At 60.8% G+C, this 26,201-nt stretch carries 21 protein-coding genes; 13 read left to right on the top strand and 8 right to left on the bottom strand.

What is annotated here, in order from left to right; all coding sequences use genetic code 11:
* Window positions 1-8 precede the first annotated feature (8 nt).
* The 4 genes from ydiJ (at window position 9) to ACTG2U_RS04710 (ending at window position 6,280) form a co-directional block, all read left to right on the top strand.
* Window positions 9-3,080, top strand: coding sequence for a D-2-hydroxyglutarate dehydrogenase YdiJ (gene ydiJ / locus ACTG2U_RS04725; protein WP_439974125.1), 3,072 nt, complete (start codon window positions 9-11; stop codon window positions 3,078-3,080).
* Window positions 3,080-3,568 carry a hypothetical protein gene (locus ACTG2U_RS04720; RefSeq protein WP_139740347.1) on the top strand — a complete coding sequence of 163 codons (489 nt, stop codon included), beginning with the start codon at window positions 3,080-3,082 and terminating at the stop codon, window positions 3,566-3,568. The genes ydiJ and ACTG2U_RS04720 overlap by 1 nt, the downstream gene beginning before the upstream one ends.
* Window positions 3,569-3,736: 168 nt before the next feature.
* Window positions 3,737-4,198: a hotdog fold thioesterase gene (locus tag ACTG2U_RS04715; protein ID WP_335813244.1), complete on the top strand. Its 462-nt coding sequence runs from the start codon at window positions 3,737-3,739 to the stop codon at window positions 4,196-4,198.
* A gap of 180 nt (window positions 4,199-4,378) precedes the next feature.
* Window positions 4,379-6,280: a DEAD/DEAH box helicase gene (locus ACTG2U_RS04710; protein WP_236768398.1), complete on the top strand. Its 1,902-nt coding sequence runs from the start codon at window positions 4,379-4,381 to the stop codon at window positions 6,278-6,280.
* Window positions 6,281-6,857: 577 nt separating this feature from the next.
* Here ACTG2U_RS04710 and ACTG2U_RS04705 read toward each other — a convergent pair.
* The 3 genes from ACTG2U_RS04705 to ACTG2U_RS04695 all read right to left on the bottom strand — a co-directional run bounded on the left by ACTG2U_RS04705 (window position 6,858) and on the right by ACTG2U_RS04695 (window position 9,974).
* Window positions 6,858-8,180, bottom strand: coding sequence for a Na+/H+ antiporter family protein (locus ACTG2U_RS04705; protein ID WP_005352770.1), 1,323 nt, complete (start codon window positions 8,178-8,180; stop codon window positions 6,858-6,860).
* A gap of 273 nt (window positions 8,181-8,453) precedes the next feature.
* Entirely contained in the window at window positions 8,454-9,131 is a 678-nt protein-coding gene (rnt, locus tag ACTG2U_RS04700; protein ID WP_005333780.1) for a ribonuclease T, read from the bottom strand.
* A gap of 99 nt (window positions 9,132-9,230) precedes the next feature.
* Window positions 9,231-9,974, bottom strand: coding sequence for a phosphatase PAP2 family protein (locus ACTG2U_RS04695; RefSeq protein ID WP_439974124.1), 744 nt, complete (start codon window positions 9,972-9,974; stop codon window positions 9,231-9,233).
* Between the two features lie 247 nt (window positions 9,975-10,221).
* Between ACTG2U_RS04695 and ACTG2U_RS04690 the strand changes: the two genes are divergently transcribed.
* The 9 genes from ACTG2U_RS04690 to ACTG2U_RS04650 all read left to right on the top strand — a co-directional run bounded on the left by ACTG2U_RS04690 (window position 10,222) and on the right by ACTG2U_RS04650 (window position 20,503).
* A complete protein-coding gene (locus tag ACTG2U_RS04690; protein WP_159158698.1) occupies window positions 10,222-11,343 on the top strand; it encodes a 4-phosphoerythronate dehydrogenase in 1,122 nt (373 codons plus the stop codon).
* A 194-nt stretch (window positions 11,344-11,537) separates the two neighbouring features.
* On the top strand, window positions 11,538-12,554 hold the full coding sequence (locus ACTG2U_RS04685; protein WP_159158699.1) for an aspartate-semialdehyde dehydrogenase: 1,017 nt from the start codon (window positions 11,538-11,540) through the stop codon (window positions 12,552-12,554).
* A 271-nt stretch (window positions 12,555-12,825) separates the two neighbouring features.
* Window positions 12,826-15,030, top strand: a complete 2,205-nt coding sequence (locus ACTG2U_RS04680) for a FimV/HubP family polar landmark protein (protein WP_374996263.1) — start codon at window positions 12,826-12,828, stop codon at window positions 15,028-15,030.
* A gap of 199 nt (window positions 15,031-15,229) precedes the next feature.
* Window positions 15,230-16,039 (top strand): tRNA pseudouridine(38-40) synthase TruA, encoded by an 810-nt coding sequence (gene truA, locus ACTG2U_RS04675; RefSeq protein ID WP_139444261.1) that lies wholly within the window; start codon window positions 15,230-15,232, stop codon window positions 16,037-16,039.
* 119 nt (window positions 16,040-16,158) lie between these two features.
* Entirely contained in the window at window positions 16,159-17,022 is an 864-nt protein-coding gene (gene accD / locus ACTG2U_RS04670; protein ID WP_005333765.1) for an acetyl-CoA carboxylase, carboxyltransferase subunit beta, read from the top strand.
* Between the two features lie 2 nt (window positions 17,023-17,024).
* Complete coding sequence (gene folC, locus ACTG2U_RS04665) at window positions 17,025-18,284, top strand: bifunctional tetrahydrofolate synthase/dihydrofolate synthase (RefSeq protein WP_439974123.1); 1,260 nt, start codon at window positions 17,025-17,027, stop codon at window positions 18,282-18,284.
* A 74-nt stretch (window positions 18,285-18,358) separates the two neighbouring features.
* Complete coding sequence (gene dedD, locus ACTG2U_RS04660) at window positions 18,359-19,159, top strand: cell division protein DedD (RefSeq protein ID WP_005352757.1); 801 nt, start codon at window positions 18,359-18,361, stop codon at window positions 19,157-19,159.
* Between the two features lie 171 nt (window positions 19,160-19,330).
* Complete coding sequence (locus tag ACTG2U_RS04655; RefSeq protein WP_005352756.1) at window positions 19,331-19,648, top strand: heavy metal-binding domain-containing protein; 318 nt, start codon at window positions 19,331-19,333, stop codon at window positions 19,646-19,648.
* Window positions 19,649-19,900: 252 nt separating this feature from the next.
* Window positions 19,901-20,503, top strand: a complete 603-nt coding sequence (locus ACTG2U_RS04650) for a hypothetical protein (protein ID WP_429150225.1) — start codon at window positions 19,901-19,903, stop codon at window positions 20,501-20,503.
* 100 nt (window positions 20,504-20,603) lie between these two features.
* Here ACTG2U_RS04650 and cysG read toward each other — a convergent pair whose 3' ends face one another.
* The 5 genes from cysG to ACTG2U_RS04625 form a co-directional block, all read right to left on the bottom strand.
* Window positions 20,604-21,995 (bottom strand): siroheme synthase CysG, encoded by a 1,392-nt coding sequence (cysG, locus tag ACTG2U_RS04645; RefSeq protein WP_439974122.1) that lies wholly within the window; start codon window positions 21,993-21,995, stop codon window positions 20,604-20,606.
* Window positions 21,996-22,192: 197 nt separating this feature from the next.
* Window positions 22,193-23,203, bottom strand: a complete 1,011-nt coding sequence (gene asrC / locus ACTG2U_RS04640) for a sulfite reductase subunit C (RefSeq protein WP_058056676.1) — start codon at window positions 23,201-23,203, stop codon at window positions 22,193-22,195.
* 11 nt (window positions 23,204-23,214) lie between these two features.
* Entirely contained in the window at window positions 23,215-24,054 is an 840-nt protein-coding gene (asrB, locus tag ACTG2U_RS04635) for an anaerobic sulfite reductase subunit AsrB (RefSeq protein ID WP_201976142.1), read from the bottom strand.
* Window position 24,055: 1 nt separating this feature from the next.
* On the bottom strand, window positions 24,056-25,114 hold the full coding sequence (gene asrA / locus ACTG2U_RS04630; protein WP_040066436.1) for an anaerobic sulfite reductase subunit AsrA: 1,059 nt from the start codon (window positions 25,112-25,114) through the stop codon (window positions 24,056-24,058).
* A 200-nt stretch (window positions 25,115-25,314) separates the two neighbouring features.
* On the bottom strand, window positions 25,315-26,157 hold the full coding sequence (locus tag ACTG2U_RS04625) for a patatin-like phospholipase family protein (RefSeq protein WP_005333746.1): 843 nt from the start codon (window positions 26,155-26,157) through the stop codon (window positions 25,315-25,317).
* Window positions 26,158-26,201 lie beyond the last annotated feature (44 nt).

The following is a 26,201-nucleotide window of genomic DNA, read 5'->3' as shown; positions in this document are numbered from 1 at the left end:
AAGGATTCATGATCCCGAGACTCGATTACCAGGACAGTTTGTCACCCACAACCCTGCAGTTTCTTGAGTTGCTAGAGCGCAGCGCATTTCGTGGTGATATCGAAAAGTCTTATGCAAGCCGGTTGGCGATGGCGACGGATAACAGCGTCTATCAGGTAGTACCTCAGGCGGTTCTCTATCCGCGCAGTGCGGACGACATAGCAGCAATGCTCAAGCTGGCCGCAGAGCCGGCGTTCGCCTCCTTGAGTTTTTTCCCTCGTGGTGGCGGTACCGGCACCAATGGCCAGTCATTGGGCGGCGGCATTATCGTCGATCTCTCCCGTTATATGAACCAGATCATGGAAATTAATCTGGAGGAGGGGTGGGTGCGCGCCCAGGCCGGGGTAGTGAAAGACCAGCTCAACATCTATCTCAAGCCCCACGGCTACTTCTTCTCGCCGGATCTCTCCACCTCCAACCGCGCCACCTTAGGGGGCATGATCAACACCGATGCCTCGGGGCAGGGGTCGCTGGTCTACGGCAAAACCTCGGATCACGTGCTGGGGCTCAAAGCGGTGCTGGAGAATGGCGACATCATGGCCACCGAGCCGCTGACCGGTGAGCGACTGGCCGACAAGCTGGCGTTGGAGAATCGGGAAGGGGAGATCTATCGCACCCTCTATCGTATCGGCAAGGAGCGCCGCGCCGACATCGAGGCGACCTTCCCCAAGCTCAACCGCTTTCTGACCGGCTACGATCTCAAGCACCTCTATCAACCCGATACCGATACGCTGGATGTGAGTCGGGTGCTGTGCGGCTCGGAAGGATCCTTGGGATTCATCACCGAAGCCAGACTCAATATCACCCCCATCCCGCGCTACCGCACCCTGGTCAACGTCAAGTACGACAGCTTCCCCTCCGCCCTGCGCAACGCCCCCTTTATGGTTGAGGCCCAGGCCCTCTCGGTGGAGACGGTGGATTCCCGGGTGCTCGGGTTGGCCCGCGCCGACATCATCTGGCATTCGGTGAAAGAACTTATTCAGGATGTGCCCGGCAAGGATCTGCAGGGGCTCAACATCGTCGAGTTTGCCGATACCGATGAGGCAGAACACAAGGCCAAGGTAGCTGAGCTCTGTCGCCGTATCGACGGTCTGCTGGCCAACGGTGAAGCCGGGATCATCGGCTATCAGGTGTGTGACCACCTGCCGAGCATCGAAACCATCTACACCATGCGCAAGAAGTCGGTGGGGCTGCTGGGCAACGCCGAAGGGCGCAAGAAGCCGGTAGCCTTCACCGAAGATACCGCCGTGCCGCCCGAGTCACTGGCCGATTTCATCATGGAGTTTCGCGCCCTGCTGGATGCCCACGGCCTCGACTACGGCATGTTCGGCCACGTTGATGCCGGTGTGCTGCACGTGCGCCCGGCGCTGGATTTGTGCGATCCCGAGCAGGAGGTGCTGCTGCGCCGCATCTCCGATCAGGTGGTGGCGCTCACCGCCAAATATGGTGGTCTGATGTGGGGCGAGCATGGCAAGGGCTTTCGCTCCGAATACAGCCCCGCCTTCTTTGGCGAGCTATGGGAAGAGCTGCAGCGGGTCAAGGGGGCGTTCGACCCGGCCAACCGCATCAACCCGGGCAAGATCTGCATTCCCTACGGTAGCGGCGCCGAGCTGGTGTCGGTGGATGGGCCCAAGCGCGGCAAGTATGACCGCCAGATCCCGCTCGCAGTGCGCACCAGCTACACCCGCGCCATGGATTGTAACGGCAACGGTCTCTGCTTCACCTTCGAGACCGACTCCCCCATGTGCCCCTCGGTCAAGATCAGCCGTGATCGCCGCCACTCCCCCAAAGGGCGGGCGGGTCTGATGCGTGAATGGTTGCGTCAGCTGGCGGAGCAGGGCTTCGATCCGCTAGCGGAAGAGGTAGCGCTGCAATCCGGTGGCGTACGCTTCAAACAGCTGGTGGACAAGGTGCGCAACAGCTGGGCCAAACAGCGCGGCGAGTATGATTTCTCCCACGAGGTGATGGAGGCGATGGCTGGCTGTCTGGCCTGCAAGGCGTGCACCAGCCAGTGCCCGATCAAGGTGGATGTGCCCGATTTTCGCGCCCGCTTTATGCAGCTCTACCACGGCCGCTACCTCCGTGCGCCGAAGGATTACTTCGTCGGCACCGTTGAAAGCTATGCGCCGCTGCTCGCCAAGGCGCCGAAGCTGGTCAACTTCTTCCTCGAAAAAGAGTGGGCCCAGAAGGCGACCGAGAAGAGTATCGGCATGGTCGATGTGCCGCTGCTCTCGGTGCCGACCCTGGCCGAGAGCCTGCACGATAACCGCGCCCGCTATTTTGATCTGCCGGGGTTGGAGCGGATGAGTGCCGAGCAGCGCAAACAGGTAGTGCTCATCGTGCAGGATCCCTTCACCAGTTATTACGATGCCCCCGTGGTGCGCGACCTGGTGAAACTCGCCAGCAGGCTCGGTTTCCAGCCCTATCTGCTGCCCTTTAAACCCAACGGCAAGCCCCAGCATATAAAGGGGTTCCTGCGCGCCTTTGCCCGCACTGCCGCCAACAGCGCCCAGTTTCTCAACAAGGTGGCGGCGCTTGGCATTCCCATGGTGGGGGTGGATCCGGCCATGGTGCTTTGCTATCGCGACGAGTATGCCAAGGCGCTGGGGTCGGCCCGCGGTGATTTTCAGGTGTTGTTGCCGCAGGAGTGGCTGCTCTCGCTGCCGGTAGATCAGTTGCCTGCTCGAACCGACAAGACCAAGAGCGAGGAGGGGAGCGAGCCCTGGTATCTGTTTGCCCACTGCACCGAGAAGACCGCCAAGCCCTCCACTCACGGTGACTGGAGCACCCTGTTTGGCCGCTTCGGGGCCAGTTTGAAGCCGGTCTCTGTGGGGTGTTGCGGTATGGCGGGCACCTATGGTCATGATGTCAAACAGGTGGAGAACTCCAAGGGCATCTATGGGTTGAGCTGGGCCGACCCGCTCGCCCGTCTACCCAAAGCGCGCTGTCTGGCGACCGGCTATTCGTGCCGCAGTCAGGTCAAGCGGATTGAGGGGGAAAAGCTCAAACATCCATTGCAAGCCCTGCTGGAGCTGCTCTGATGCTGACGTTCCCCAAGCGGTTTCGGGTGCCGAAGGCCTATCGGCATCCACGTTTCTTGCTGTTACCCGCCACTCCCGCCCAGGCGGTGGTGGAGTTTGTTGCCATGTTGCGCGAGCGCGAGCAGCTCCATCAGCTGTTTCGCCCGAACGATCTCTGGCCCTCCGCCAACTTCAGCCTGAGCCAGCACGAAGGGGATCTGGAGTGGCAGCAGTCGGAGTTTCTGGCCAAGCGCTCCTTTGCCTATGGTCTCTGGAGTCCGGATCGGGAGCCGCAATTCTGGGGCGGGGTTTATCTTTACCCCTCGGTGTTGCCTGAGGTCGCGGTGGAGCTCTTCTTCTGGAAGGTGGCCGAGGCGCCTATCACGGATGAGGAGCTGGAGATTCAGCTGCGCGAGTGGCTCGCCAGGGTGTGGCAGTGGCCAGCCCCCCGCTTGCCGGGGCGAGATGTGCCTTGGTCCGAGTGGCCCGGCGTTACCTACCCCTGGTGACATCCCGCTTAAGGGCATGATTGTGTAACACGCAGCTCCGGGTCGGGGCTGCGTTGTTAACACGTCACCTGGTAACCAACAACTCACATAACCGAACCATGTTGCCGATGGAGGGCGTTTCACTCATATCTGTACGCATTCATCGCTTACATAAGGAGTCTGCTCGCAATGAGTCACGATATTGCGCCCATCTGGCGTAAACCCATGAGTCTGGAGGGGCTCAACGCCACCTCTCGCAACACCCTGATGGCCCATCTCGATATCGTCTACACGGCTTTTGGCGCCGACTGGCTGGAAGCGACCATGCCGGTGGATCATCGCACTCGCCAGCCCCTTGGTATGCTGCATGGCGGCGCATCCGTGGTGCTGGCGGAAACCTTGGGCTCGATTGCCGCCAACATGGCGGTGGGACCAGATAGCTACTGTGTGGGGCTGGAGGTAAATGCCAACCATTTGCGGGCCAAACGGGAAGGGGTGGTGACCGGGCGTTGCACGCCGCTCCATCTGGGAGCAACAACCCAAGTGTGGCAGATTGAAATCCGGGACGAACGTGAGCGTTTATTGTGCACCAGCCGACTGACCATGGCGGTGCTCAAACACAAGCGGGGCAAGGACTCCAGCGAGGAGTGATCTGCAATAACGCACTATGAGTGCAAAATAAGCAAGCCATACTCGTCAGATCCCTCTATAATTGCCAACGTCTTGAGAGGCTTATCACATTTTTCAAGACAGCAGAACAAAGTGGCGCTATAATCGCCGCCTTTTTGCTATTCCGCGGTGTTAGCCGCCTGCCTTAATCTGGAAGAATCTATGTCTGATACCGAACAACTGCCCCTTTTTAGTGAGCTTGGACTGGCCGCGCCTGTATTGAAAGCGCTGCAGGACGTGGGCTATGAGCGCCCGTCACCGATCCAGGCCGCAGCAATTCCCCACCTGATGGCGGGACACGATCTGCTGGGGCAGGCGCAAACCGGTACAGGGAAGACCGCTGCTTTTGCCTTGCCTCTGTTGTCTCGTCTGGAAGCTGGTAACCGCAACACCCAGATCCTGGTGCTGGCGCCTACCCGCGAACTGGCGCTGCAAGTGGCTGAAGCGTGCCAACGCTACGCCCACCACATGCCTGATTTCCACGTACTGCCGATCTACGGTGGTGCCTCCTACGAAACCCAGACTCGCGCCCTGCGTCGCGGTGCCCAGGTTGTCGTCGGTACTCCGGGCCGCGTGATGGACCTGATCCGTCGCAAGAACCTGGACCTCTCCGGCTTGAAAGCTCTGGTACTGGACGAAGCTGATGAAATGCTGCGTATGGGCTTCATCGACGACGTGGACTGGATCATGGAGCAGTGCCCGAGCACTCGTCAGGTTGCCCTGTTCTCTGCCACCATGCCGGAGCAGATCCGTCGCGTGGCCCAGAAGCACCTGAAGCAGCCCAAAGAGATCAAGATCGCCTCCAAGACTGCTACCGCGACCACTATTCGCCAGCGCTACTGGCAAGTAACCGGTCTGCACAAGCTGGACGCCATGACTCGTCTGCTGGAAGTGGAATCCTACGAAGCCCTGCTGGTGTTCGTGCGTACCAAGAACGCTGCCGAAGAGCTGGCAGGCAAGCTGGCCGCCCGTGGTCACGCCTGTGAAGCGCTGCACGGCGACATCCCGCAGAAACTGCGTGAGCGCACCGTCGACAAGCTGCGTCAAGGCCAGCTGGATATCCTGATCGCCACCGACGTTGTCGCCCGTGGTCTGGACGTTGAGCGCATCACTCACGTAGTGAACTACGACATTCCGTACGACACCGAATCTTACGTTCACCGTATCGGCCGTACCGGTCGTGCCGGTCGTAAAGGCGAAGCCATCCTGTTCGTTGCTCCGCGCGAGCGTCGTATGCTGCGCGCCATCGAGCACGCAACCCGTCAGGCCATCGAGCCGATGAAGATGCCAAGCACCGAGGACATCAACCAGCATCGTCTGGCCAAGTTCAAAGAGCGCATCCGCGAAACCATGATGGGTGAAGAGCTCGAGATCTACCACAACCTGGTAAACGAGCTGATCGAAGAGGATTCTGCCGATCCGCTGGAGCTGGCTGCCGCGCTGGCCAAGCTGGTACAGGGCGACCAACCGCTGCTGCTGGATGATTCCATTCCGGATCCGCTGTTCAACAACAGCAGCGATCGTGGTGGCTTCGAGCGCCGTGACTTCAACGACCGTGGCGGTCGTGATTTCGGTGACCGTGGTGATCGTCCTGCCCGTCGCATGCCCTCTCTGGAGCCGCGTCCGCTGAAAGACAACCCGGATGTGGAGATGGAGCGCTACCGCGTAGACGTGGGTGCCCATCACGGCGTCAAGCCGGGCCAGATAGTGGGCGCCATCGCCAACGAAGCGAATATCGAGAGCCGCTTCATCGGCAACATCGACATCGCTGATGACTTCTCCACCGTCGATCTGCCGAAAGGCATGAGCGCCGATGTACTGGAAGTGATCAAGAAAGCCCGTGTTTGCCAGCGTCCGCTGCAGATCACTCGCTACACCGAAGTACCGGCCGGTGGCAACACCAGCAGCCGTCCGCCCCGTGGTGATCGTCCGTTCCGTGGCGACCGTCCTTTCAACAAGGATCGCCGTCCCCAGGGTGACCGTCCGTTCAACAAGAGCGGGGAGCGCCGTGAAGGTGGCTTCAACAAAGATCGCAAATTCGGTGGCAAGCGTCGCGAAAGCTGATTGCTAATCCCGTTATGAAGAAGGCCGCTCATTGAGCGGCCTTTTTTTCTGCCTGCGGTTTACCCTGTGTTCTTACTGAACGCCAGATCGGCATAAGCCGTTAAATGGGGGAGCGCATGATGGCCACTATTTGATGACTGGATGTCGGGGAAAGAGAGAACGCCTTTCTACTCGAAAGGCTCGGGTGTCATCCGTCGTTATGCCATAGATCAGGGCATGCAGCCGTTTCTCTGTATTGGCAGGCGTTGAGCGAACCGATGGTGCAATGATAGTGCAGTACATCATTGTGCAACCCATAGGTGCTCGCCAGAGAGAAGAACAATCTTATGGTCTCAAGGCCAGGTGTTGTGAAGTGTGCAATTGGGCGGATGGTTGGATGGGGAGTGACAGCATTGCGTCCGCTGACTCCGGCGATCGCAAGGGGTGGCGACTAGGTGGCCGCTCAGAGGCTTTGTCTGGCTGGCCGTCATTATTCATATCGAGCGGGGTAATTGGTTGGCATCAATGAAGAAGGCGACCATCTGGTCGCCTTCTTGTTTTGCATTGTGATGTACAGAGGTCGCAGCCTGAAGGGCTATCAGAGCACCATGGCGGCAATCCAGCCGAAGATCACCAGCGGGATGTTGTAGTGAATAAAGGTGGGCACCACGCTGTCCCAGATATGGTCATGCTGACCATCTGCGTTGAGGCCGGAGGTGGGCCCCAGCGTCGAGTCGGAGGCCGGTGAACCCGCATCCCCCAGCGCGCCAGCGGTACCGACCAGTGCGATGATCGCCATCGGTGAGAAGCCAAGCTGCAGACAGAGCGGCACATAGATGGTGGCGATGATGGGCACGGTGGAGAAGGAAGAACCGATCCCCATGGTGATGAGCAGACCCACCAGCAGCATCAGGAAGGCGGCGATGCCTTTGTGCTGGCCGATGCCGGAGGCGACCACCTGAACCAGAGAGTCGACACCGTGAGTTGCCTTCATCACGGCGGCAAAACCGGCGGCGGAGATCATGATGAAGCCGATCAGCGACATCATCCTCACCCCCTGAGTGAAGGCATCCTGGCTTTCGCGAAACTTGATGACGCCGCCGCAGGTGAAGATGACAAAACCGGCCAGTGCACCCAGTACGATGCTGTTGGTCATCAGTTGCAGCCCCAGCGCTACGCCAATGGCCAGCAGAGCAACCCAGATGTGGGTGAGGTTGAGCTCGACCGCTTCGGGCTCGGCATCCAGGATCTTGGCCAGATCGTACTGGCGCGGTTTGCGATAGCTGATGAATACCGCAATCAGCAGGCCCAGTACCATACCGGCGACCGGAAGGGCCATCGCCAGCGGGATCTGGCTGGTAGTGATGGGCACGCCGTTATCGATCAGGTTCTTGGCCAGAATGTTGTTCAGGAAGATGCCACCAAAGCCGACCGGTAGCACCATGTAGGTGGCGGTCAGACCAAAAGTGATGACACAGGCCACCTGACGACGGTCGATCTGCATCTGCGCCATCACATGCAGCAGCGGCGGGATCAGGATGGGAATAAAGGCGATGTGAACCGGGATCAGGTTCTGGGAGGAGATCGCCACGGCCAGCACGGAAGAGAGCAGCAGGGTTTTGACCCACATGATGCGGGTCGAGCTGGCATCCTTGCCCAACTGGTTGATCACCTTGCGGGCCAGCAGGTCGGTGATCCCGGAGCGGGAGATGGCAACCGCAAAGGCGCCCAGCATGGCGTAGGAGAGGGCAATCTCGGCGCCACCGCCCAGGCCACCGCTGAAGGTGGTGAGGGTATCGGTCAACGACAGCCCACCGACCAGGCCGCCAGCAATGGCCCCCAGCGCCAGCGAGACCACCACATTGATCCGCAGCAGACTGAGCACCAGCATCAGCCCGACTGCGATAACAACTGGATTCATTTGATTTCCTTATAGTTTGTTATTGCTGTCTGTCATGTGAAGGGGAGTTAGTTTGCGAAAAATGTGACAAATGTCGAGTAAAAAATCAGTCAAACCCCTCATATCGCAGCAGCATGTGGCACAAGGTTGCTCAACATGAGGGTTTGTGACCTGTTTGTCTCCGTTCATCGCATGCGCAGCGGTGGATAGTGACCTTGATAGCGATTTCCGGTGCGCCGTGCAATCAATCACTTCCCAAAAAAGCGAAGGCTGCCAGTGGCAGCCTTCATCCGTTTATTCTTGCCCCTCATCATCGGCAGGAGCATCGGTTGTGTCATCATCCGGATGCGCTGGCGGCCAACCCCCCATGCTCTTCCAGCGGTTAACGATATGACAGAAGAGCTCTGTGGTGCGTTCGGTGTCATAGAGGGCAGAGTGCGCCTCTTTATTGTCAAACGGGATGCGGGCGCTCTGGCACGCTTTGGCCAGCACGGTCTGACCCAGCGCCAATCCGGAGAGAGCTGCGGTGTCGAAGGTCGCAAATGGGTGGAACGGATTACGCTTGAGGCCAGCGCGCTCGGCGGCAGCCATCACGAAGCCGTGATCAAAGGTGGCGTTGTGGGCCACTATGATGGCGCGGCCGCAATCCTGCTCCTTCATCCCCTTGCGGATCCCCTTGAAAATCTCGGTCAGCGCCTCTTTTTCCGAGACAGCACCACGCAACGGGTTGTAGGGGTCGATGCCGGTGAACTCCAGCGCAGCCTTTTCCAGGTTGGCCCCTTCGAAGGGCTCGACATGAAAGTGGAATACCTGATCGGGAACGAGCCAGCCCTGCTCATCCATTTTCAGGGTGTAAGCCGCGATTTCGAGCAGGGCATCGGTCTTGGCGTTGAACCCGGCTGTTTCAACATCGATGACGACGGGGTAAAAACCACGGAAACGGCCCTTGAGGGTATGAACTGCGTCGGTCATGGGATCTCGGTCGGGATAAAATGAGGCGGCATTATGGCAAAAAAGCACAGGCTTGTCCTCTCATCCCACGCAGGATGCCGCGCCAAGATGGCGCCGGATTCAATATCTGTGCAGCCACCAGCGGGCGGCAATCAGCGCCGTGAGCGACCCCAGCAGGGAGCTGGCCAGCACATCCACCGGCCAGTGCATCCCCATTACCATGCGCGACAGACCAATTCCCAGTGCCCACAGTGGCAGCAGCCAGACGCCCGTGGGAGCGCGGGCCAGCCAGATCAGACCAAAAAATTGGGCCAGGCTGATGGCGGCGATGCTGTGGCCAGAAGGGAAGGCGTAGTTCACCTCGGCCTGCCAGTGGTGGCCGAGCCACTCTGGCAGGGCCAGCAGCTGGCTGGCGGCGTGAACCTGTTCGCTGCGTAGATCGACGCTACTGGCGTAGAAGTGCTTGATGGCCGGGATCAGCGCCTGACTCTCCAGCCAGAGCAGATAGGGTCTGGGCTCTTCGGTCAGGTGCTTGATCAGGCTCTTGAGCACCCAGTCGCTGGCAAGTAGGGCCGCCAGTGCACACCCCAGCGCAATAAAGGGAGCCAGCTCCAGTTTGAGTTTGTAGCGGGTCAGCAACAGCAAGAGGGCGCCACTGACCCCGATCCCGGGAATATCGACCATGCGGGTAAGGGCGTATAACCACCATAGCCAGCCTGACTGCAGTGAACCGGTCAGAAAAGGCTGCCAGGGCAGGGTGGCGAGCATCAGCAGGGGCAGGATCAACAGGGCAGTGAAGCCAAGCACCTGACTGCGGGTGAGTGAAGCGGTTGACATTGGGAGCGGCGGAGCGTGTGGCGGCATGGTGGGTATGGGCGATCGCGAAAAAGAGGGGCATTGTGCCACCGTGACATGCCCGGACAAAGCCGAGCAGCACGTTTGTTACCTCTGCTTACACATTTGTGGCGACATCCTCTGTTTGAGCGGGCGGATGGAGCGGCTGCCGCGCAATGTGGGCCCGTTTCGCGCCGGATTGCATCACAGGCTGAAATCTCGGGCGGCTTTGCGCTAGAATGGCGCCCCCGTGGCGGTTGTGACCAAAGAGAGCCCGATGAAGATAGTCGTTGATGAGAATATGCCCCATGCCGTGGAGCTGTTTGCCGAATTTGGCGAGGTGATCCCCTTGCCCGGACGGCAGATGCAGGCCCGCGATCTGCTCGATGCCGATGTGCTGCTGGTGCGTTCGGTCACCCGCGTCAACGGCGATTTGCTGGCGACCAGCCCCAAACTCGGGTTTGTCGGCACCGCCACCATAGGCACAGACCATGTGGACAAGGCCCTGCTGGCAAGCCGCAATATTCCCTTCTTCAGCGCCCCCGGTTGCAACAAGTATTCGGTGGGGGACTATGTGCTTTCCGCTTTGCTGGTGCTGGCGGAGCGCTATGAACTCGACCTCTCGGCCATGACGCTGGCGGTGATTGGCGCGGGCAATACCGGCGAGTGTGTGGCTGGCAAGGCCCAAGCGCTCGGCATGCGGGTACTGCGCTGCGATCCACCCAAGGCGCGTAATACCCCTGATGCGGGCTTTGTCGATTATCAGACCGCTCTGGGTGCCGATATCGTCAGCTTCCATGTGCCCATTACCCGTGAGGGCGCTGATGCAACTTATCACTTGCTCGATGAGCAAGTGATTGCCGCACGTCCTGCCGGGCAGATCCTGATCAACGCATCCCGTGGCGAGGTGTGGGATAACCGGGCCCTGCTGGCGCGCCAGTTGAGCGATGCGCCATTGCGACTGGTGATGGATGTGTGGGAGAACGAGCCCGAGCCACTGGCTGCGCTGGTGCCCCATACCGAGATTGCCACCCCCCATATCGCCGGTTACAGCTTGGAGGGGAAGGCACGCGGTACCTGGATGCTCTATCAGGCGCTCTGCCAGCAGCTGGGACGCCAGCCTCGTCAGGATTTGAGTAAGCTCCTGCCAGCCCCAGATGTGCAGGCGGTGGTGCCGGGCCGCGCACCGGATCAGGCGTTGATCAAGCAGCTGGTGCATCTGGTCTATGATGTGCGTCGCGATGATGCCCGTTTCCGGGCCCGACTCGGCCTGCCCGGCAGCTTTGACGAGCAGCGCAAACACTATCCCGAGCGCCGTGAACTATCCTCCCTGCAGGTTGAGGGTGCGTTTGCCGACCAGGCGCTGGGCGAGCTGGGATTTGCGCTGTCACGCCCCTGAATCGGGGCCTGGGAGTTGGAAGATAACCGGAAGGGGTGAGCCGTACTGGCTACCTCGCCCCCCATTTTTTTACTGAGCTGGCGCAGATCCTGCTGCGCTGGCTCAGCCATATCAGGCAGCGTCATCTTGCCGTGCGAGCGCCTGCCGACCATGGCGCACCCGGCGCCATTGCAGCATTATCAGAGGAGAACAGAATGAGCCAGCAGTTTAACGTAGCGGTATTGGGTGCCAGCGGCGCCGTGGGTCAGGCGATGATCGAGATCCTGGAAGAGCGCGAATTTCCGGTAGCGACCCTCTATCCGCTGGCTTCCAGCCGCAGCGCCGGTGATACCGTGCGCTTTGGCGGCAAGAACCTCGAGATCCTCGATGTGGAGGAGTTTGACTGGAGCCAGGTGCAGATAGCACTCTTCTCCGCCGGTGCCGAGGTCTCTGCCAAGTGGGCGCCGATTGCTGCCGAACACGGCTGCATCGTCATCGACAACACCTCCTGCTTCCGTTACGACGAAGATATCCCGCTGGTGATCCCGGAAGTGAACCCGGATGCGCTGGCCGATTTTCGCAATCGCAACATCATCGCCAATCCCAACTGCTCCACCATCCAGATGCTGGTGGCCCTGAAGCCCCTGCACGACGAAGTGGGCATTGCCCGCATCAACGTGGTCACCTATCAATCCGTATCAGGCTCCGGCAAAGAGGGGGTCAGCGAGCTGGCAGGTCAGACAGCTCATCTGCTCAACGGCCGTCCGGTGGAACCGACCCTCTATCCGCAACAGATCGCCTTTAACCTGATCCCGCAGATCGACAGCTTTACTGACAACGGCTACACCCGTGAAGAGATGAAGATGGTATGGGAAACCCAGAAGATCCTGGGCGATGCCAGCATTGCCGTGAACCCCACCTGCGTGCGGGTGCCGGTCTTCTACGGCCACGCCGAGGCGGTACACGTCGAACTGCACCAGCCGCTAGATGCCGAACAGGTCAAGGACCTGCTGCGCAATGCGCCGGGTGTGACTCTGTTTGATGACGAAGGGGACTATCCGACCCCGGTGCGTGACGCAACCGGCAAGGATGAGGTGCTGGTGGGTCGGGTGCGCCAGGATATTTCTCACCCGAGTGGTATCAATATGTGGATCGTGGCCGATAACGTTCGTAAGGGCGCGGCAACCAACAGTGTACAGATTGCCGAGCTGCTGGTTCGCGACTATCTGTAAGGCTGGTCAGATGCCACCGATGCGCAGCAGGGAGTGCTGCGCATCCGGCCTGTGATCAAACCGGGGTGTGACCCATGCCGCACTCCGTCACTTCAAGATTCTGTTGCGATATCAACTGATTAAGTTTTTTCCTACACTCAGGGTCAAGTTGGGTGCTAAATGTGTCGGACTGCTGGCTTGCCAGGCGAGCCTGATTTATATTGAACCGACTGTTTTGGGGTAACTATCCAGATTTTTCAATGTGATAGGGCCGTCATACGAAGGAACGAATATGGGACATTCCCGCATAACATTGGCAACGCTACTCGCATTGGGTCTGCTGGGCACCGTCCAGGCTGAAGACTCGGCGCGGGAGCCTTTTTTTGTCGAGCTAAAAGGCCCTGACGAACCCGCACCTCCCGCCGTCAATTCCCAGCCGCTGGCGCAGCCGGTCGCCAGACCCGTCGCACAACCGGTGCGTGCAACCGCCCAGCCGGTGGTGCGTCAGGTCACTGCCAATGCCGGTAGCTATGGCCCTGTTCGTCCGACCGATACCCTCTGGAGCCTGGCGAGCAAATATCGCCCCTCCAATCGGGTCAGCGTCTACCAGACCATGGTGGCGATTTACGAGAAAAACCCCCGCAGTTTTGCCGATGGCAATATCAACCACATTCTGGTGGGATCCCGCATTCTGTTGCCGACCGCGGCCGAGGCGAGCGTCATCACCGATGCTCAGGCCCGCGCCAAGTTCCGCAGCGACAACGCCAGCTGGAAGGGGTTAAGCCCCAAATATCTGGCTGACAAGCAGGCCCATACCGCCAAGCCGGCTGCCGCCAAACCCGCGAAGGTTGAAGCTGCCAAGACCGAGCCGGTGAAGGCTGCGCCTGCGCCGCTGCCAGTGGCGAAAGCCGCCCCCATTCCCGCCCCGGTGGTGGCACCGCAACCGGCGGCTGAAACCAAAGAAGTGGCCAAGGTGAGCGAGCCTGCGCCGAAAGAGGCGGTAGCACCTGCTCCTAGCGCTGCAGAAGGCACCACCCCGGCGCCTCTGCCTTCCGATCTGGATAAACCGGTGGGCAAACCGGCTACCGAGATGGCGCTGGCACTGGAAGATGCCAATGCCCAGCTCGGCCAGGTGACCGAGATGAACCACAGGCTCAAGCTGCGTCTGCAATCCCTGACTGAAGAGGTGGAGACCCTCAAGGCCCAGCTGCAGGATCAGACGGCGCTGCAAAAAGAGATTGCCGAGCTCAAGGCGCAACCGGTCCCGCCGGTGGCAGCCGAGCCTGAGCCTGAGAAAAACTGGTTGATGGATCTGCTCTCCTCACCGCTCAACCTCGCCATGATCATTCTGCTGCCGGTGCTGCTGGTATTGGCACTGGTGACCCTGTGGCTGCGTGCCCGTGCCCGCCGCGAACTGGAAGAGCAGGAGAAGAGCCTCTCCGAATCCACTGCCATGATGATGGATCAGGAGCAGAGCGAGTTTGATGATCTGCTGAGCGTCGATGTGACCGACAACGAGCCGGTGCGCCCGGTGCCGGATCTCAACACCCCGGATGGCTTTATGCCGATGGAGCCTGACGAGCCAGCCGCCAAGCCGGATGTCGATCTGGTGTTCAGCGACGACGGCGAGATGGAGCTGCAGGGCTTTGAGCCCGAGCGGATGGCGGCCCAGCCAGCCAGTCGTGACCCGGACCTGGTGCCGGATCTCGATCTCTCGCTGGATGAGCCCATTGCGCTGGCCAACGAGCCCGCCATGGACCTGGCCAGCGAGTTCAACCCCAAGCCCAAGGCCGCTGACGAGATCATGAGCGAAGAGGAGCTGCAGGCAGCCCTGTTTGCCGAGCTGGATGCGGATCTCTCCGCCGACCTCGAGCCCGATTTGAGCTCCATCGACGAAGTCGGCGCCGCTGATGACGATCTGGCGAGCTTCGATCTCGGCGATTTCGACAGTGCCCTCGACGAGCCCGCCACAGGGAAAGATGACAACGCCATTGATCTCAGTGCCGCAGAGGACGCCGACGAGAGTGCTGATGCCATGCTGGCCGAGCTCGGTCTTGAGCCTGTCAAGGCGAAGGAAGCCGAGCTGGATCTGGAGTGGGATCCCAACGAGCTGGCGCTCTCCGATTTCGAAGATGCGTTCGCCGAGGTGGAATCACATCCGGCAGATCTCCAGCCCCGTGAGCAGGCACAGGAGAGTGGCTACGTCGAGATCGACAAGCTGCTGGCCGAAGCGGATGCCACCGCGCCGGAGCAGGAGCCGTATCAGGGCTTCTCGCTGGATGTGGGGCTCGATGGCTTCCCCGAGGTGCTGCCGGAATCCACCGGATTTGACGTGGATGCCGACGACGGCGGTGTGGGGGCCAAGCTGGATCTGGCCCGTGCCTACCTCGAGATTGATGACAAGGATAGCGCCCGCGAGCTGCTGCAAGAGGCGGCGGAGCAGGGCAGCGATCACCAGCGTGCCGAAGCCGAGAAGTTGCTCAAGCGGTTGGGCTAAAGCATCTCCCATCACGGGATCAGCAAAACGGGGGCAGCCAGCAGGCTGCCCTCTTCTTTTGGCGATTTGCGATGGGGGATCATGGCCGCGCAGGCTCGCTATCCAGGCCAATTGCGCGTGTGGTGGGACTTTTCGGGCTGAGCGCGTATAATCCGCCCCGTTTCTTTCACTGCGTTTTCACAACAAGACAAGTTTATCCATGCGAATTGCCCTAGGTATTGAATATGACGGCAGCCGGTATTTCGGCTGGCAGCGTCAGCGTGAAGTGATCAGCGTGCAGGCTGAACTGGAGACGGCGCTGAGCCGGATTGCCAACCACCCTGTCTCCATCCAGTGTGCCGGGCGCACCGATGCCGGTGTCCATGCGACCGGTCAGGTGATCCACTTCGATACCGAGGCGAACCGCGCCGAAGGGGCCTGGACCCTGGGGCTCAATTCCAACCTGCCGCCGGATATCGCCGTGCGCTGGGTCAAGGAGGTGGACGAGAGCTTCCACGCTCGCTTCAGCGCCACCGCCCGTCGCTACCGCTATGTCATCTACAACCACAACTACCGGCCGGCGATCCTCGGCAGTGGCGTCAGCCACTACCACGAGACCATCGATGCGGAGTTGATGCACCAGGCGGGCCAGAGCCTGCTGGGGGAGCACGACTTCAGCACCTTCCGTGCCGTCGCCTGCCAATCCAACACCCCGTGGCGCAATGTGACCCATCTGTGTGTCAGCCGCTCCGGCCCCTACATCGTGCTCGACATCAAGGCCAACGCCTTCCTGCACCATATGGTGCGCAACATCACCGGCTCCCTGCTGCTGGTGGGGCAGGGGCTCAAACCGGTGGAGTGGATTGCCGAGGTGCTGGCTGCCAAGGATCGCAATCTGGCCGGGCCGACCGCCAAGGCCGGTGGCCTCTATCTGGTCGACGTGGATTACCCGGCCGAGTTTGCTCTGCCGCAGTTGCCGCTCGGCCCGCTGTGGCTGCCGGACTCGGCACCGGGTACGACCAGTTTTTAGTAACTGCGCCCGAAAAATTGTGGTTTAATGACCCGTCATTTGTTGCCATCGAGCTATTAAGTCATTGAACAATCTAGGCTCGATGCGTTTTGTCAGGCACAAAAGCATTAAGGAATTCCATGAGCTGGCTTGAGAAGATTCTTCCCAAGAGCAAGATCACTGCGCCCCGTCGTCACAACATTCCGGAAGGGGTGTGGACCAAGTGCAGTGCTTGTGAACAGGTGCTCTACCGGGCAGAGTTGGAGCGCAACCTCGAAGTGTGCCCCAAGTGTGATCATCATATGCGCATCAGCGCCCGCGCCCGTCTCGAGAGCTTCCTCGATGAGCAGGGACGTACCGAGATCGGTGCCGAGCTGGAGCCGCAGGATGTACTGAAATTCAAGGATTCCAAGCGCTACAAGGATCGTTTGTCTGCCGCTCAGAAAGAGACGGCGGAGAAAGATGCGCTGGTGGTGATGAAAGGGACCCTCAAAGGGGTACCGGTTGTCGCCTGTTCGTTCGAATTCTCCTTCATGGGTGGCTCCATGGCCTCCGTGGTCGGTGCCCGCTTCGTGCGTGCCGTCGAGGAGTGCATCAAGGAAGGCCGTGGCCTGGTCTGCTTCTCCGCCTCTGGTGGTGCTCGCATGCAGGAAGCCCTCTTCTCCCTGATGCAGATGGCCAAGACCAGTGCAGCGCTGGACCGACTCACCAAGGCGGGCCTGCCCTATATCTCCGTGCTGACCGACCCCACCATGGGTGGCGTCTCTGCCAGTCTGGCGATGCTGGGTGACATCAACGTGGGCGAGCCCAAGGCGCTGATCGGCTTTGCCGGCCCGCGCGTTATCGAGCAGACCGTGCGCGAGAAACTGCCGGAAGGCTTCCAGCGCTCCGAGTTCCTGCTGGAAAAGGGTGCCATCGATATCATCATCGATCGCCGTGAAATGCGTAACCGTCTGGCCAGCCTGCTCGCCAAAATGCTGAATACTCACGTCATCGAAGAGTGAAGATGAGTTCAAACATGCAACAATCCCAAAGCCGGTCGCTTGTCGACTGGCTTTCTTATTTGGAGCAGATCCATCCGGTCAATATCGACATGGGGCTGGATCGGGTCGGTGCCGTTGCTCGGCGCATGGGTCTCACCCAGCTGCCGTTCAAGGTGATCACGGTGGCGGGTACCAACGGCAAGGGCTCCAGCTGCGCCATGGCGGCCAGCATTCTGATGGCCGCAGGCTACAAGGTCGGCGTCTACTCCTCGCCCCATCTGCTGCGCTTTACCGAGCGGGTGCGGGTCAACGGGCAGGAGCTATCCGACAGCGATCACTGCGCCGCCTTTGCCGAGGTGGAAGCTGCTCGTGGCGAGATTGCCCTTACCTTCTTCGAGTTCGCCACCCTGGCTGGCTTGTGGCTCTTCTGCCGCGCCGCCCCCGATGTGCTGCTGCTGGAAGTGGGGCTGGGTGGTCGGCTCGACGCCACCAATGTGGTGGAGTCCGATGTGGCGATGATCACCTCCATTGCCCTCGATCATTGCGACTGGCTGGGTGATACCCGCGAAGCGGTAGCGGTGGAGAAGGCCGGGGTCTATCGCGCCGGCAAACCCGCCATCAGTGGCGAGCCTAATCCGCCTGCGACTATCGCGAGCGAAGCCCAACGTCTTGGCGCCAACCTGCGTCAGGTCGGTATCGATTTTCGTGGCGATGAGCACGAGAGCGGTTGGGATTATCACGGCCTGAACCAGTGGCGGGATCTGCCAAAACCGGCGTTGCCACTGATGAACGCGGTGACCGTGCTGGCGGCGCTGGAATCCCTTGGCTTGCCGCTGCCGGAGTCCGCCATTCGTGACGGGCTTGCCAATGCCCGGCTGGCTGGCCGGATGCAGCAGTTGCAAAGTGCGCCGCTGGTGATCGTCGATGTAGCCCACAACCCCCATTCGGCGGCCTATCTGGCCGCGCAATTGCGCAAGATGCCCTGCTCGGGTGTACGCCGCGCCGTGGTCGGCATGCTCAAAGACAAGGACATGGCGGGATCCCTTGCCGAACTCGATGGTCTGATCGGCGAGTGGTATCTGGCCAGCCTCACCGGCCCGCGCGCCGCCACCGCTGCGCAGCTGGTTGCGGCGCTGGGGGAGGGAAAGGGGCCTGCCAGGGAGTTTGATGATGTCAGCGCCGCTTATCAGGCAGCGTTGGCCGCATCGAGTCCGGACGATATGGTCATTGTGTTTGGTTCGTTTTACACTGTCGCCGACATTCTGGCGGGTGTCGCCGTCTAGGCCACACCCCGGCTCTCCGGCCCTCGGGCGGGGAGCCAAATCGCATATTGAGTTACGTAAAGGTAGGATTCAACTTGGCCTCGAAGTTTCAAAACCGTCTGGTGGGCACCGTCATCCTGGTGGCCCTGGTTGTTATTTTCCTGCCGGACTTGCTGGATGGTCACAAGCTGGCACAAAAGGAGGAGGCCTTTGCCAAGATCCCGCTGCGCCCCGAGCTGGAGCCTGCCAAGCCTGCGCTGCAGGTCTCGGCAGCCAGCAGCTTGCCCGCCGATCATCTGGCCAGCCAGCAACAGGCCTCTGCTGCACAGCAGTGGCAAGTGGAAGAGGTGGCTGACCCCATGACCCTCGCCGGTCAGGGCAACGGTGCGCAGCCGGCGACAACCCCTGCCGCACCGGCGCCGGTCCAGCCGCAACAGAATGCCCAACCCAAGCCACAGCCCAAGCCGGAAGTGGTGGCCAAAAAACCGGTCGAACCGCCCAAGCCAGCACCCAAGCCGACGCCAGCCAAACCGGTTGAAGTGGCCAAGGCGCCCGCACCGGCCAAGCCGCAGGCGGGTCAGATCAAGTCCCTCGACGATCTGATTGAAAGCAAGATGACCCAGCCGACCACTCCCGCGCCTGCTGCGGCACCGGCACAGGGTAGCTGGATCCTCCAGCTTGGTGCCTTCAAGAACGTCGACAGCGTCAACGCGCTGGTGAGCAAGCTGCGGGCGGCGGGCTACTCTGCCCACACTTCGCCGCGCACACCGGTGCAGGGTCAGCTCAACCGTGTCTTTATCGGACCGGATGTCTCCAAGGCCAAACTGCAAGGGATGCAGGGGCGGATCTCCCAGATGACCGGCCTCAGTGGCTCGGTGGTCTCTTACAATCCGTGACGGTCTGGCCGTTGGCCATGATGTTTCGATAGCAACACCGCGCTCCGTGCGCGGTGTTTTTTATCTGGCCGTCGTGATTTTTAAGGACGGCGTCGTACAGGTCACCCCCCGGTTGGGATTTTCGGGCTGTTGGGGTAGTCTGAGCCCTTCTGCTACTCACAGGAGTTCAAGATGATCCTCTCGACGACCCCCACGCTGGAAGGCAAAGCCATTCGTGAATACCGCGGCATCGTGGTAGGCGAAGCCATTCTCGGCGCCAACATTTTCAAGGATCTCTTCGCCGGGATCCGCGACATCATCGGCGGCCGCTCCGGCGCCTATGAAAAAGAGCTGGCCCGTGCCCGCGAGATCGCTTTCGATGAGCTGAAAGAGCGTGCCGCCGCCCTTGGCGCCAATGCGGTGGTCGGCATCGATATCGACTACGAAGTGGTGGGGCAAAATGGCAGCATGCTGATGGTCAGCATCAGTGGCACCGCCGTGGTGGTCTGATCGGGCACCCGCCTCTGCATGGGCAATGAGCCGATAACCGGGTTATCGGCTTTTTTATTGCCTGTCTGATACGTGGCGGCTGGCAGGGTTATCACTCAACTCATTGATTTTAAATATTTATATTTATTAATAATTCCGCTAACCGGTTTTATTTTTTTTAACTGGGTGGCCCGAGAGGGTCAAGCTAGAGTGCCGCCATCAGGAACGACACCGCTCACGGACGATGTTCTCTTCTCTTGAAGGCGTATCACTATGAATCAAAAACCTGCTCTGCTGACCCTTGTCATGTTGGCCATGACCGCCTATGCCGGCAGTGCCCTCGCGGGGCTGCCCAACTTCAGCGCCACTTGCCCCACCGATATCCGGGTCAAGTCGCAAGGGGGCAACGTCTTTATCAATGGCAAGAAGGCGACCCTGAAAACGCTGGCGCCCGCCGCCTATTCGGCCACGAGCGGCAAGGTGGTCATCGGGATCACCTTCGATCTGCCCGCCAGCGAACCCACCCTGGATTACGTCATCAAGCATGATCGCCGGGCCCACGGCTTTTGCACCGTGCACGCCTGGTCGGCGGGCAAGGCCGCCGCACTGCCGATGGCCAAGGGGGACTCGCCCTATCAGGGCAAGTGGATCGCCAAAAACCGCGAGACAGGTGCCACGGTGGCCAATATTCAGGTGGATGGCAAGGAGCAGGTGTGGGTCAACGGAGTCAAGGTGAAGGCCAAGCGGGCCGATGGCGCGCTGCAGTTTCGTCAGGGCACCATCCTCTACACCTTGCAGGGGGATCCGCGTATTCGCGATGAGAGCGACTGGAATGACAGCGATGTTCAGAATACCGGCCCCATCCGGCTCGAGTAACAGACACGCCGTGCCACGGCTTGGTCATTGATGCAAAAAACAGAGAGCGGCATGGCCGCTCTCTGTTTTGTTGTCTCTATTGGGTGATAGCCGTGCGGGGTTAGATGCCGTGGATGGCGTTGGCTTCCCCATACCAGTCCAGCTTGTCGGCCAGAGTGACCACCGAGCCGATGATGATGAGACTCGGGCTCTTCACCTGACGGGCCAGTTCGGCCAACTGCCGCAGCTCGCCGCGCACCACCCGCTGACTGAGCTGGGTGCCTTGCTCTACCAGCGCCACCGGGGTGTGACCTGGCATACCGTGGGCTTGCAGCGCATCCTGAATGCGGGCGGCGTGGGCCAGCCCCATGTAGAACACCAGAGTCTGGCGGGGGGCCGCCAGCGCCGACCACTCCTGGGCGATATTGCCCTCCTTGTCGTGGCCGGTGATGAACTGCACCCGCTGGGCATGATCGCGGTGGGTGAGAGGAATGCCGCTGTAGGCGGCGCAGCCAGATGCGGCGGTGATGCCTGGTACCACCGAGAAGAGGATGCCCGCCTCGGCCAGGGTCTCCAGCTCCTCGCCGCCCCGGCCAAAGATAAAGGGATCGCCCCCCTTGAGCCGGACCACCTGTTTGCCCAGCTGCGCCTGCTCCAGCAACAGCTGGTTGATCGCCTGCTGGGGCACGCAGTGGCGGCCCGCCTCCTTGCCAACAAAGATCCGCTCGGCATCCCGGCGAACAAGCGCCAACACCTCCTGCGACACCAGCCGGTCATAGACCACCACATCCGCCTGCTGCAACTGCTGCAGACCGCTTAGGGTAAGCAGCCCCGCATCGCCGGGGCCGGCGCCCACCAGGGTTACGCTTCCCTTGCTCTGCAGCGGCTCATCGAGCAGCTCGGCGACGCTCTGCTCGGCTGCCTGTTGCTGGCCGCGGGCCAGTTGGCGGGCGAGGCGATCGTGGCTAAAGAGCCGCTCCCAGAAGCGACGGCGGGCCAGCTTGTCAGGAATGGCCTTGACCCGCTCGCGCAGCTTGCCCGCCAGCGCCGCGAGCTGGCCGAGGTGTTGCGGTAGCAACGCTTCGAGTTTTTCCCGCAGCTGGCGGCTCAGTACCGGCGCCGCGCCTGCGCTGGAGATGGCCACCATCAGCGGCGAGCGGTCAATGATGGCGGGCATGATGGCGCTGCAGTGGGCCGGGGAGTCCACCACATTGCAGAAGATCTGGCGCAGGTTCGCCTCATGAAAGACCTGCTGGTTGACCTCTTGCTGGTTGGTGGCGGCGATCACCAGCCACTTGCCATCGAGCAGTTCGGGATGAAAATCGGCGGCGCAGACGGTCAGGCGACCCTGCTCGGCCCAGCTCATCAGCTGGGGTTCCAGATGCGGGGCATTGATGGTGATCTTCGCCTTGGCATCGAGCAGCAGGCGCGCCTTGCGCACCGCCACCTCACCGCCGCCGACGATCAGGACCGGCTTGTTTTGCAGCTGACAGAAGAGAGGGAGAAAGTCCATAACAGGCTCCGGATGCTGGCCCGCTCGCAATGCCGCGCCGGGCGAGATAGCAGGGCGCGCCGTGACGCACCCCGGATGGTCGGGGGAAAGATCCCCCGACGGGAATAAAAAAGGGGAAGGGTGATCTACGCCCGGGCCAACGACAGATCCCCACCGGTGTCGGCCACTTGATCACGCTTCCCCAAACGAGGTTTTTCCTATTGCACCGCTTTGACGTGCATGTTGGCGACGTACTGATCTTCGGCCCAGAAGATGCGGTCAGCGACCATGGCTTCCGGGTTGAGGGTGACGCCGCGCAGCACCCGCTCCTTGAACTTGTGATAACCGGCCCGGTCGATAAGGTGACCCATGTGCAGGTAGATGGGTTTGCCATCCAGCATCTCGGCCTCGAACTCGAACAGGTTCTTGATCACCGCATGCAGCACCTCTTCGGTGACCCAGTTGAGGAACAGCTTGCCGGTACGGGGAGTCTTCTTGCTGGTGCGTCCCCCCAGCTTGACCATGTAGAGCTGCTTGGGATCCCGCTGCCAGGCCAGGGTCGGGCAGGCCAGCACGCACTCGCCACAGCCGATGCACTTGCTCTCCTCCTTGACCGCCTTGCCATGCTTGATGGCGAGGCAATCCACCGCGTGGTGGCTGCATGCCTTGACGCAGGCGCCGCAGCCGATACAGCGCTCGGCATTGAAGTGGATTTTGGCGATGCCGAGGATGCCGAAGTCGGCCATGTTGGCCTTGGCGCAGTCGTTGGGGCAGCCGGCGATCACCATCTTGAGGTGATAGGGGTTGGGGTAGAGGTGTTTCTCCATCCGCTGGGCCAGCCCGGTGCAGTCGATATTGCCCTTCTGGCAGATTGTGTTGCCCTGACAGGCGACGATGTTGCGCCCGCCGATGGTCTGGTAACCGGCTTGGGTGTCTTCTACCTCGATGCCGCAGGTCTCCACCTCGATCTCCTTGATAAAGGGTTCGAGGGCGGCGTTGACCTTGTCCATGTCCTGATACTTGATGCCGGGCATCGCCAGCTTCTGGCGAGTGGTGAGGTGGATCAGGCCGTTGCCATACTGTTCGGCGATCTGCTGGGCCACTGCCAGCAGGTGGGCGGGCATGATCCCGCCGGGAATGCGTACGCTGATCATCGCTTCGCCGCGCACCTTGGAGAGGCGGTATTCGTTCTTGGCGCGGGCCTTGATGATGTCGATATCGAGACTCATGGTGTTCTCCCTCAGTCGATCAGATGCTGGGCCTGGTCAAAACGAAAGACCGGTCCATCCACGCAGATATAGGTGTCGCCCATCCGGCAGTGGCCACACTTGCCCACGGCGCAGGCCATGCGGCGTTCGTAGTCGACCCAGATGCGATCCTTGGGGATGCCCCGTTCGAGGAAGGCGAGCACCACGAAGCGGATCATGATGGGGGGGCCGACCACGATCACCTGGATATCCTCCTTGTCAGCGAGATCCAGCTGGTCGATGTAGTCGGTGACCCGGCCGATGCGAAACTGCTCGCTCTCCTTGCCCTCGTCCAGGGTGACGATGAGGTTCTGGCGCTCGGCCCAGAGCGGCATCTCGTGGCGATAGAGCACCGCCTGCTCGTTCTTGAAGCCGAGGATCATGTCGAGGGATTTCACCTCTTCCGGATGTTTGCTGAAGCGGCGCAGCAGACCCTTGACCGGCGCGACGCCGGTGCCGCCCGCCACCACGATGAGGTGCTGGTCGCGGTAGGTCTCCAGCGGATAGCCGTTGCCGTGGACGCCGCGCATCCACACCTTGTCGCCCACATCGAGGGCAAACAGCGCATCGGTTACCTTGCCGACCTTGCGGATCAACAGATCCACATAGCCATCGCCATAGTCGGAGACCGAGATGGGCGCCTCGCCCACGGTGGGCAGGGAGATCTCCACAAACTGGCCGTAGTGGACATCAAAGTCGCGGGAGACCCGAAAGTTCCACTCCAGCTCGGTGTGGCGCTCGATGGCTAGAATGGTGTAGGCCTTGGGCAGCAGGCGGTTTTCGACCACGTCCTGCTGCGGTTCTGCTGTTGCGGTTTGTTGGCACTGGCACATATCAGTTCGCCCCCTGCGCGTTGTCGGCTGCGATGGTCTGTTCGACCACATCGGTCATCTTGTTGATGATGTTGCTAAAGGAGATGTAGTGAGGGCAGCGATCGTCGCAGCGGCCACAGCCGACGCACATGTGCTCCTCCCCCTGACGGGCCTTGTAGTCGTTGACCTTGTGCAGGGCGCGATAACGCAGGCGCTCGCCATGTTTGGCGCGAAAACCGTGGCCACCGGCCATGTCGCTAAAGCCATCCACCATACAACTGGCCCACTGGCGACGGCGCTCGCCCTGCTGGGGGTTCTCCGCATAGGTGAGGTCATGCACGCTGTAGCAGCTGCAGGTCGGGCAGGAGGTGGTACAGCGGCCGCAACCGATGCAGCGGCTGTCGTACTCGGCCCAGACCGGATGGGCGGTGAGGATCTGGCGGATCCGCTGGGGGTCGTCACAGACGCTGTCCGGGGTGCGTACCTTGACCGGGTTGCTCTGGACAAATTCCGGGGTGAAGTCGTCGGATTCACCCAGTTCGGCAAAGTAGCCGAGCAGCTCGGGATCCTTCACCTCGATGCGGGCACCCTCATCGCTCAGACGAATGGCGGCGGCGTAGTCCCGGGTCTCGTTGCTGCCCATGGAGACGCAGAAGCAGTTCTCGAAGCTCTCGCGGCACTCCAGCAGCACCAGCTTGAGCTTGCTGCGCAGCCGGGCGTAGTAGACGTCGCTGTTCTGGCCATTTTTCAGGTAGACCTGATCCAGCCTGCGCAGAGCGTGGATATCACAGCTGCGCAAGAACAGCAGGGTGGGCTTGGCCTCCACCTTTGATTCGCGCAGCTCCAGATTGTCGAAGTGGAACAGGGTCTGGGTGATGGGGAGCACCACCTCTTTCGGGGAGAAGTGGGACTTCTCCTGCCACACCAGATCGGCCGGATGACGGATGCTGTGATAGGTGACGTTGTCGGTGTCGGAGAAGCGGCCGCCCCGATATTCGGCCGCGGGCGCCATGATCCGGTAATCGGGCAGCAGCCGCTCGAACAGCTGCGCCAGCGCGGGATGGGTGAGAAGAAACGACATAAATAAACACCTTGTATGAGGGTGAGATGCCCTGGCATAGGGATGAGGAGCGGGCCGGTCAGGATGTCTGGCATCGGTTCTGGCCGCGCTTGCCTCGCCACGGTCTGTTTTTATGACTCATGTTGCTCAACTGACCCGATTGTTATTGTGTTGGCGGCGCGTGCGTCGCGGCAGGTCGGGTCATGCCTGTAAAATCCTTATCAATTGAGCAGGGCGGCCTGATAGCCTGCGCACTTGCCCATCACGTATCCCATCTCCAGCTTGTTGATATCGCGGGTGAAACGGGAGACGGGGAAGTAGTCGGCCGGGGCGATCACCTCGATCTGGCAGTCCTCCGGCGGATTGGCGATAAAATCGAGCGCCTCGTTGTAGCTGCGATCCCGCTGCTCCAGCGCCTGTGCCAGCGCGGGACGGGTCTTGAGCAGGGTGCGGATCATCCAGGGGAAGGGCATCGGCTTGAGCCGATAGCCAAGGGGCTCGGAGAGGATCACTGTCAGGTGACGGGCACCGCGGCGGTAGGCCTCGATCACCGGGATGGAGTCGGCCACCCCGCCATCTGTCATCGGCACCCCGTGCACCTCCGGGTATTCGTGGGAGGCGAGGGGAATGGCGCAGCTGGCGGGCAGCACCTCGTTCATGTTTTCCGGCTTGACCCGGATGTACTCCGCCTTGCCGGTCAGGGTATTGGTCACCACCGCATAGAAGGGGATGCCGGTCTCCCGGTAGGCGTGAATGTCGAGGGGATACTTGCGGCAGCTGGTGTTCCACAGCCAGTGGATATCCACCAGATTGCCCCCCTTGGCAAAGCGCAGGGGATCCATAAACTGCTGGCTGCACGCCAGTTTGGTCAGGATCTCGTGGCTGCGGCCATGCTGGCTGGCGAGATAAGCCAGCAAGTTGGTGGCCCCCGCCGAGACGCCGATGGCGAAGTCAAAGGGGCGATAGTCATGCTCGATAAACGCATCCAGTACGCCGCTGGCAAATATGCCGCGCATGGCGCCGCCTTCTACAACCAATGCGCTGGGGGATGCGTTTTTGTTCATGACAGGCACCTCATTGATAAGTCAGAGAGAAAAAGTGGGAAAGA

It is taken from the genome of Aeromonas sp. 95A (assembly GCF_051919235.1).
Classification (GTDB): domain Bacteria; phylum Pseudomonadota; class Gammaproteobacteria; order Enterobacterales; family Aeromonadaceae; genus Aeromonas; species Aeromonas veronii.
The sequence above is the reverse complement of the archived record's forward strand: the minus strand, read 5'-3'. Positions and strand labels throughout refer to the sequence as shown.

What these genes read in the sequence shown, in the direction of transcription:
- ydiJ (WP_439974125.1), top strand. Translation starts at nt 9, where the DNA reads ATGATCCCGAGACTCGATTACCAGGACAGTTTGTCACCCACAACCCTG.
- ACTG2U_RS04720 (WP_139740347.1), top strand. Translation starts at nt 3,080, where the DNA reads ATGCTGACGTTCCCCAAGCGGTTTCGGGTGCCGAAGGCCTATCGGCAT.
- ACTG2U_RS04715 (WP_335813244.1), top strand. Translation starts at nt 3,737, where the DNA reads ATGAGTCACGATATTGCGCCCATCTGGCGTAAACCCATGAGTCTGGAG.
- ACTG2U_RS04710 (WP_236768398.1), top strand. Translation starts at nt 4,379, where the DNA reads ATGTCTGATACCGAACAACTGCCCCTTTTTAGTGAGCTTGGACTGGCC.
- ACTG2U_RS04705 (WP_005352770.1), bottom strand. Translation starts at nt 8,180, where the DNA reads ATGAATCCAGTTGTTATCGCAGTCGGGCTGATGCTGGTGCTCAGTCTG.
- rnt (WP_005333780.1), bottom strand. Translation starts at nt 9,131, where the DNA reads ATGACCGACGCAGTTCATACCCTCAAGGGCCGTTTCCGTGGTTTTTAC.
- ACTG2U_RS04695 (WP_439974124.1), bottom strand. Translation starts at nt 9,974, where the DNA reads ATGCCGCCACACGCTCCGCCGCTCCCAATGTCAACCGCTTCACTCACC.
- ACTG2U_RS04690 (WP_159158698.1), top strand. Translation starts at nt 10,222, where the DNA reads ATGAAGATAGTCGTTGATGAGAATATGCCCCATGCCGTGGAGCTGTTT.
- ACTG2U_RS04685 (WP_159158699.1), top strand. Translation starts at nt 11,538, where the DNA reads ATGAGCCAGCAGTTTAACGTAGCGGTATTGGGTGCCAGCGGCGCCGTG.
- ACTG2U_RS04680 (WP_374996263.1), top strand. Translation starts at nt 12,826, where the DNA reads ATGGGACATTCCCGCATAACATTGGCAACGCTACTCGCATTGGGTCTG.
- truA (WP_139444261.1), top strand. Translation starts at nt 15,230, where the DNA reads ATGCGAATTGCCCTAGGTATTGAATATGACGGCAGCCGGTATTTCGGC.
- accD (WP_005333765.1), top strand. Translation starts at nt 16,159, where the DNA reads ATGAGCTGGCTTGAGAAGATTCTTCCCAAGAGCAAGATCACTGCGCCC.
- folC (WP_439974123.1), top strand. Translation starts at nt 17,025, where the DNA reads ATGAGTTCAAACATGCAACAATCCCAAAGCCGGTCGCTTGTCGACTGG.
- ACTG2U_RS04655 (WP_005352756.1), top strand. Translation starts at nt 19,331, where the DNA reads ATGATCCTCTCGACGACCCCCACGCTGGAAGGCAAAGCCATTCGTGAA.
- ACTG2U_RS04650 (WP_429150225.1), top strand. Translation starts at nt 19,901, where the DNA reads ATGAATCAAAAACCTGCTCTGCTGACCCTTGTCATGTTGGCCATGACC.
- cysG (WP_439974122.1), bottom strand. Translation starts at nt 21,995, where the DNA reads ATGGACTTTCTCCCTCTCTTCTGTCAGCTGCAAAACAAGCCGGTCCTG.
- asrC (WP_058056676.1), bottom strand. Translation starts at nt 23,203, where the DNA reads ATGAGTCTCGATATCGACATCATCAAGGCCCGCGCCAAGAACGAATAC.
- asrB (WP_201976142.1), bottom strand. Translation starts at nt 24,054, where the DNA reads ATGTGCCAGTGCCAACAAACCGCAACAGCAGAACCGCAGCAGGACGTG.
- asrA (WP_040066436.1), bottom strand. Translation starts at nt 25,114, where the DNA reads ATGTCGTTTCTTCTCACCCATCCCGCGCTGGCGCAGCTGTTCGAGCGG.
- ACTG2U_RS04625 (WP_005333746.1), bottom strand. Translation starts at nt 26,157, where the DNA reads ATGAACAAAAACGCATCCCCCAGCGCATTGGTTGTAGAAGGCGGCGCC.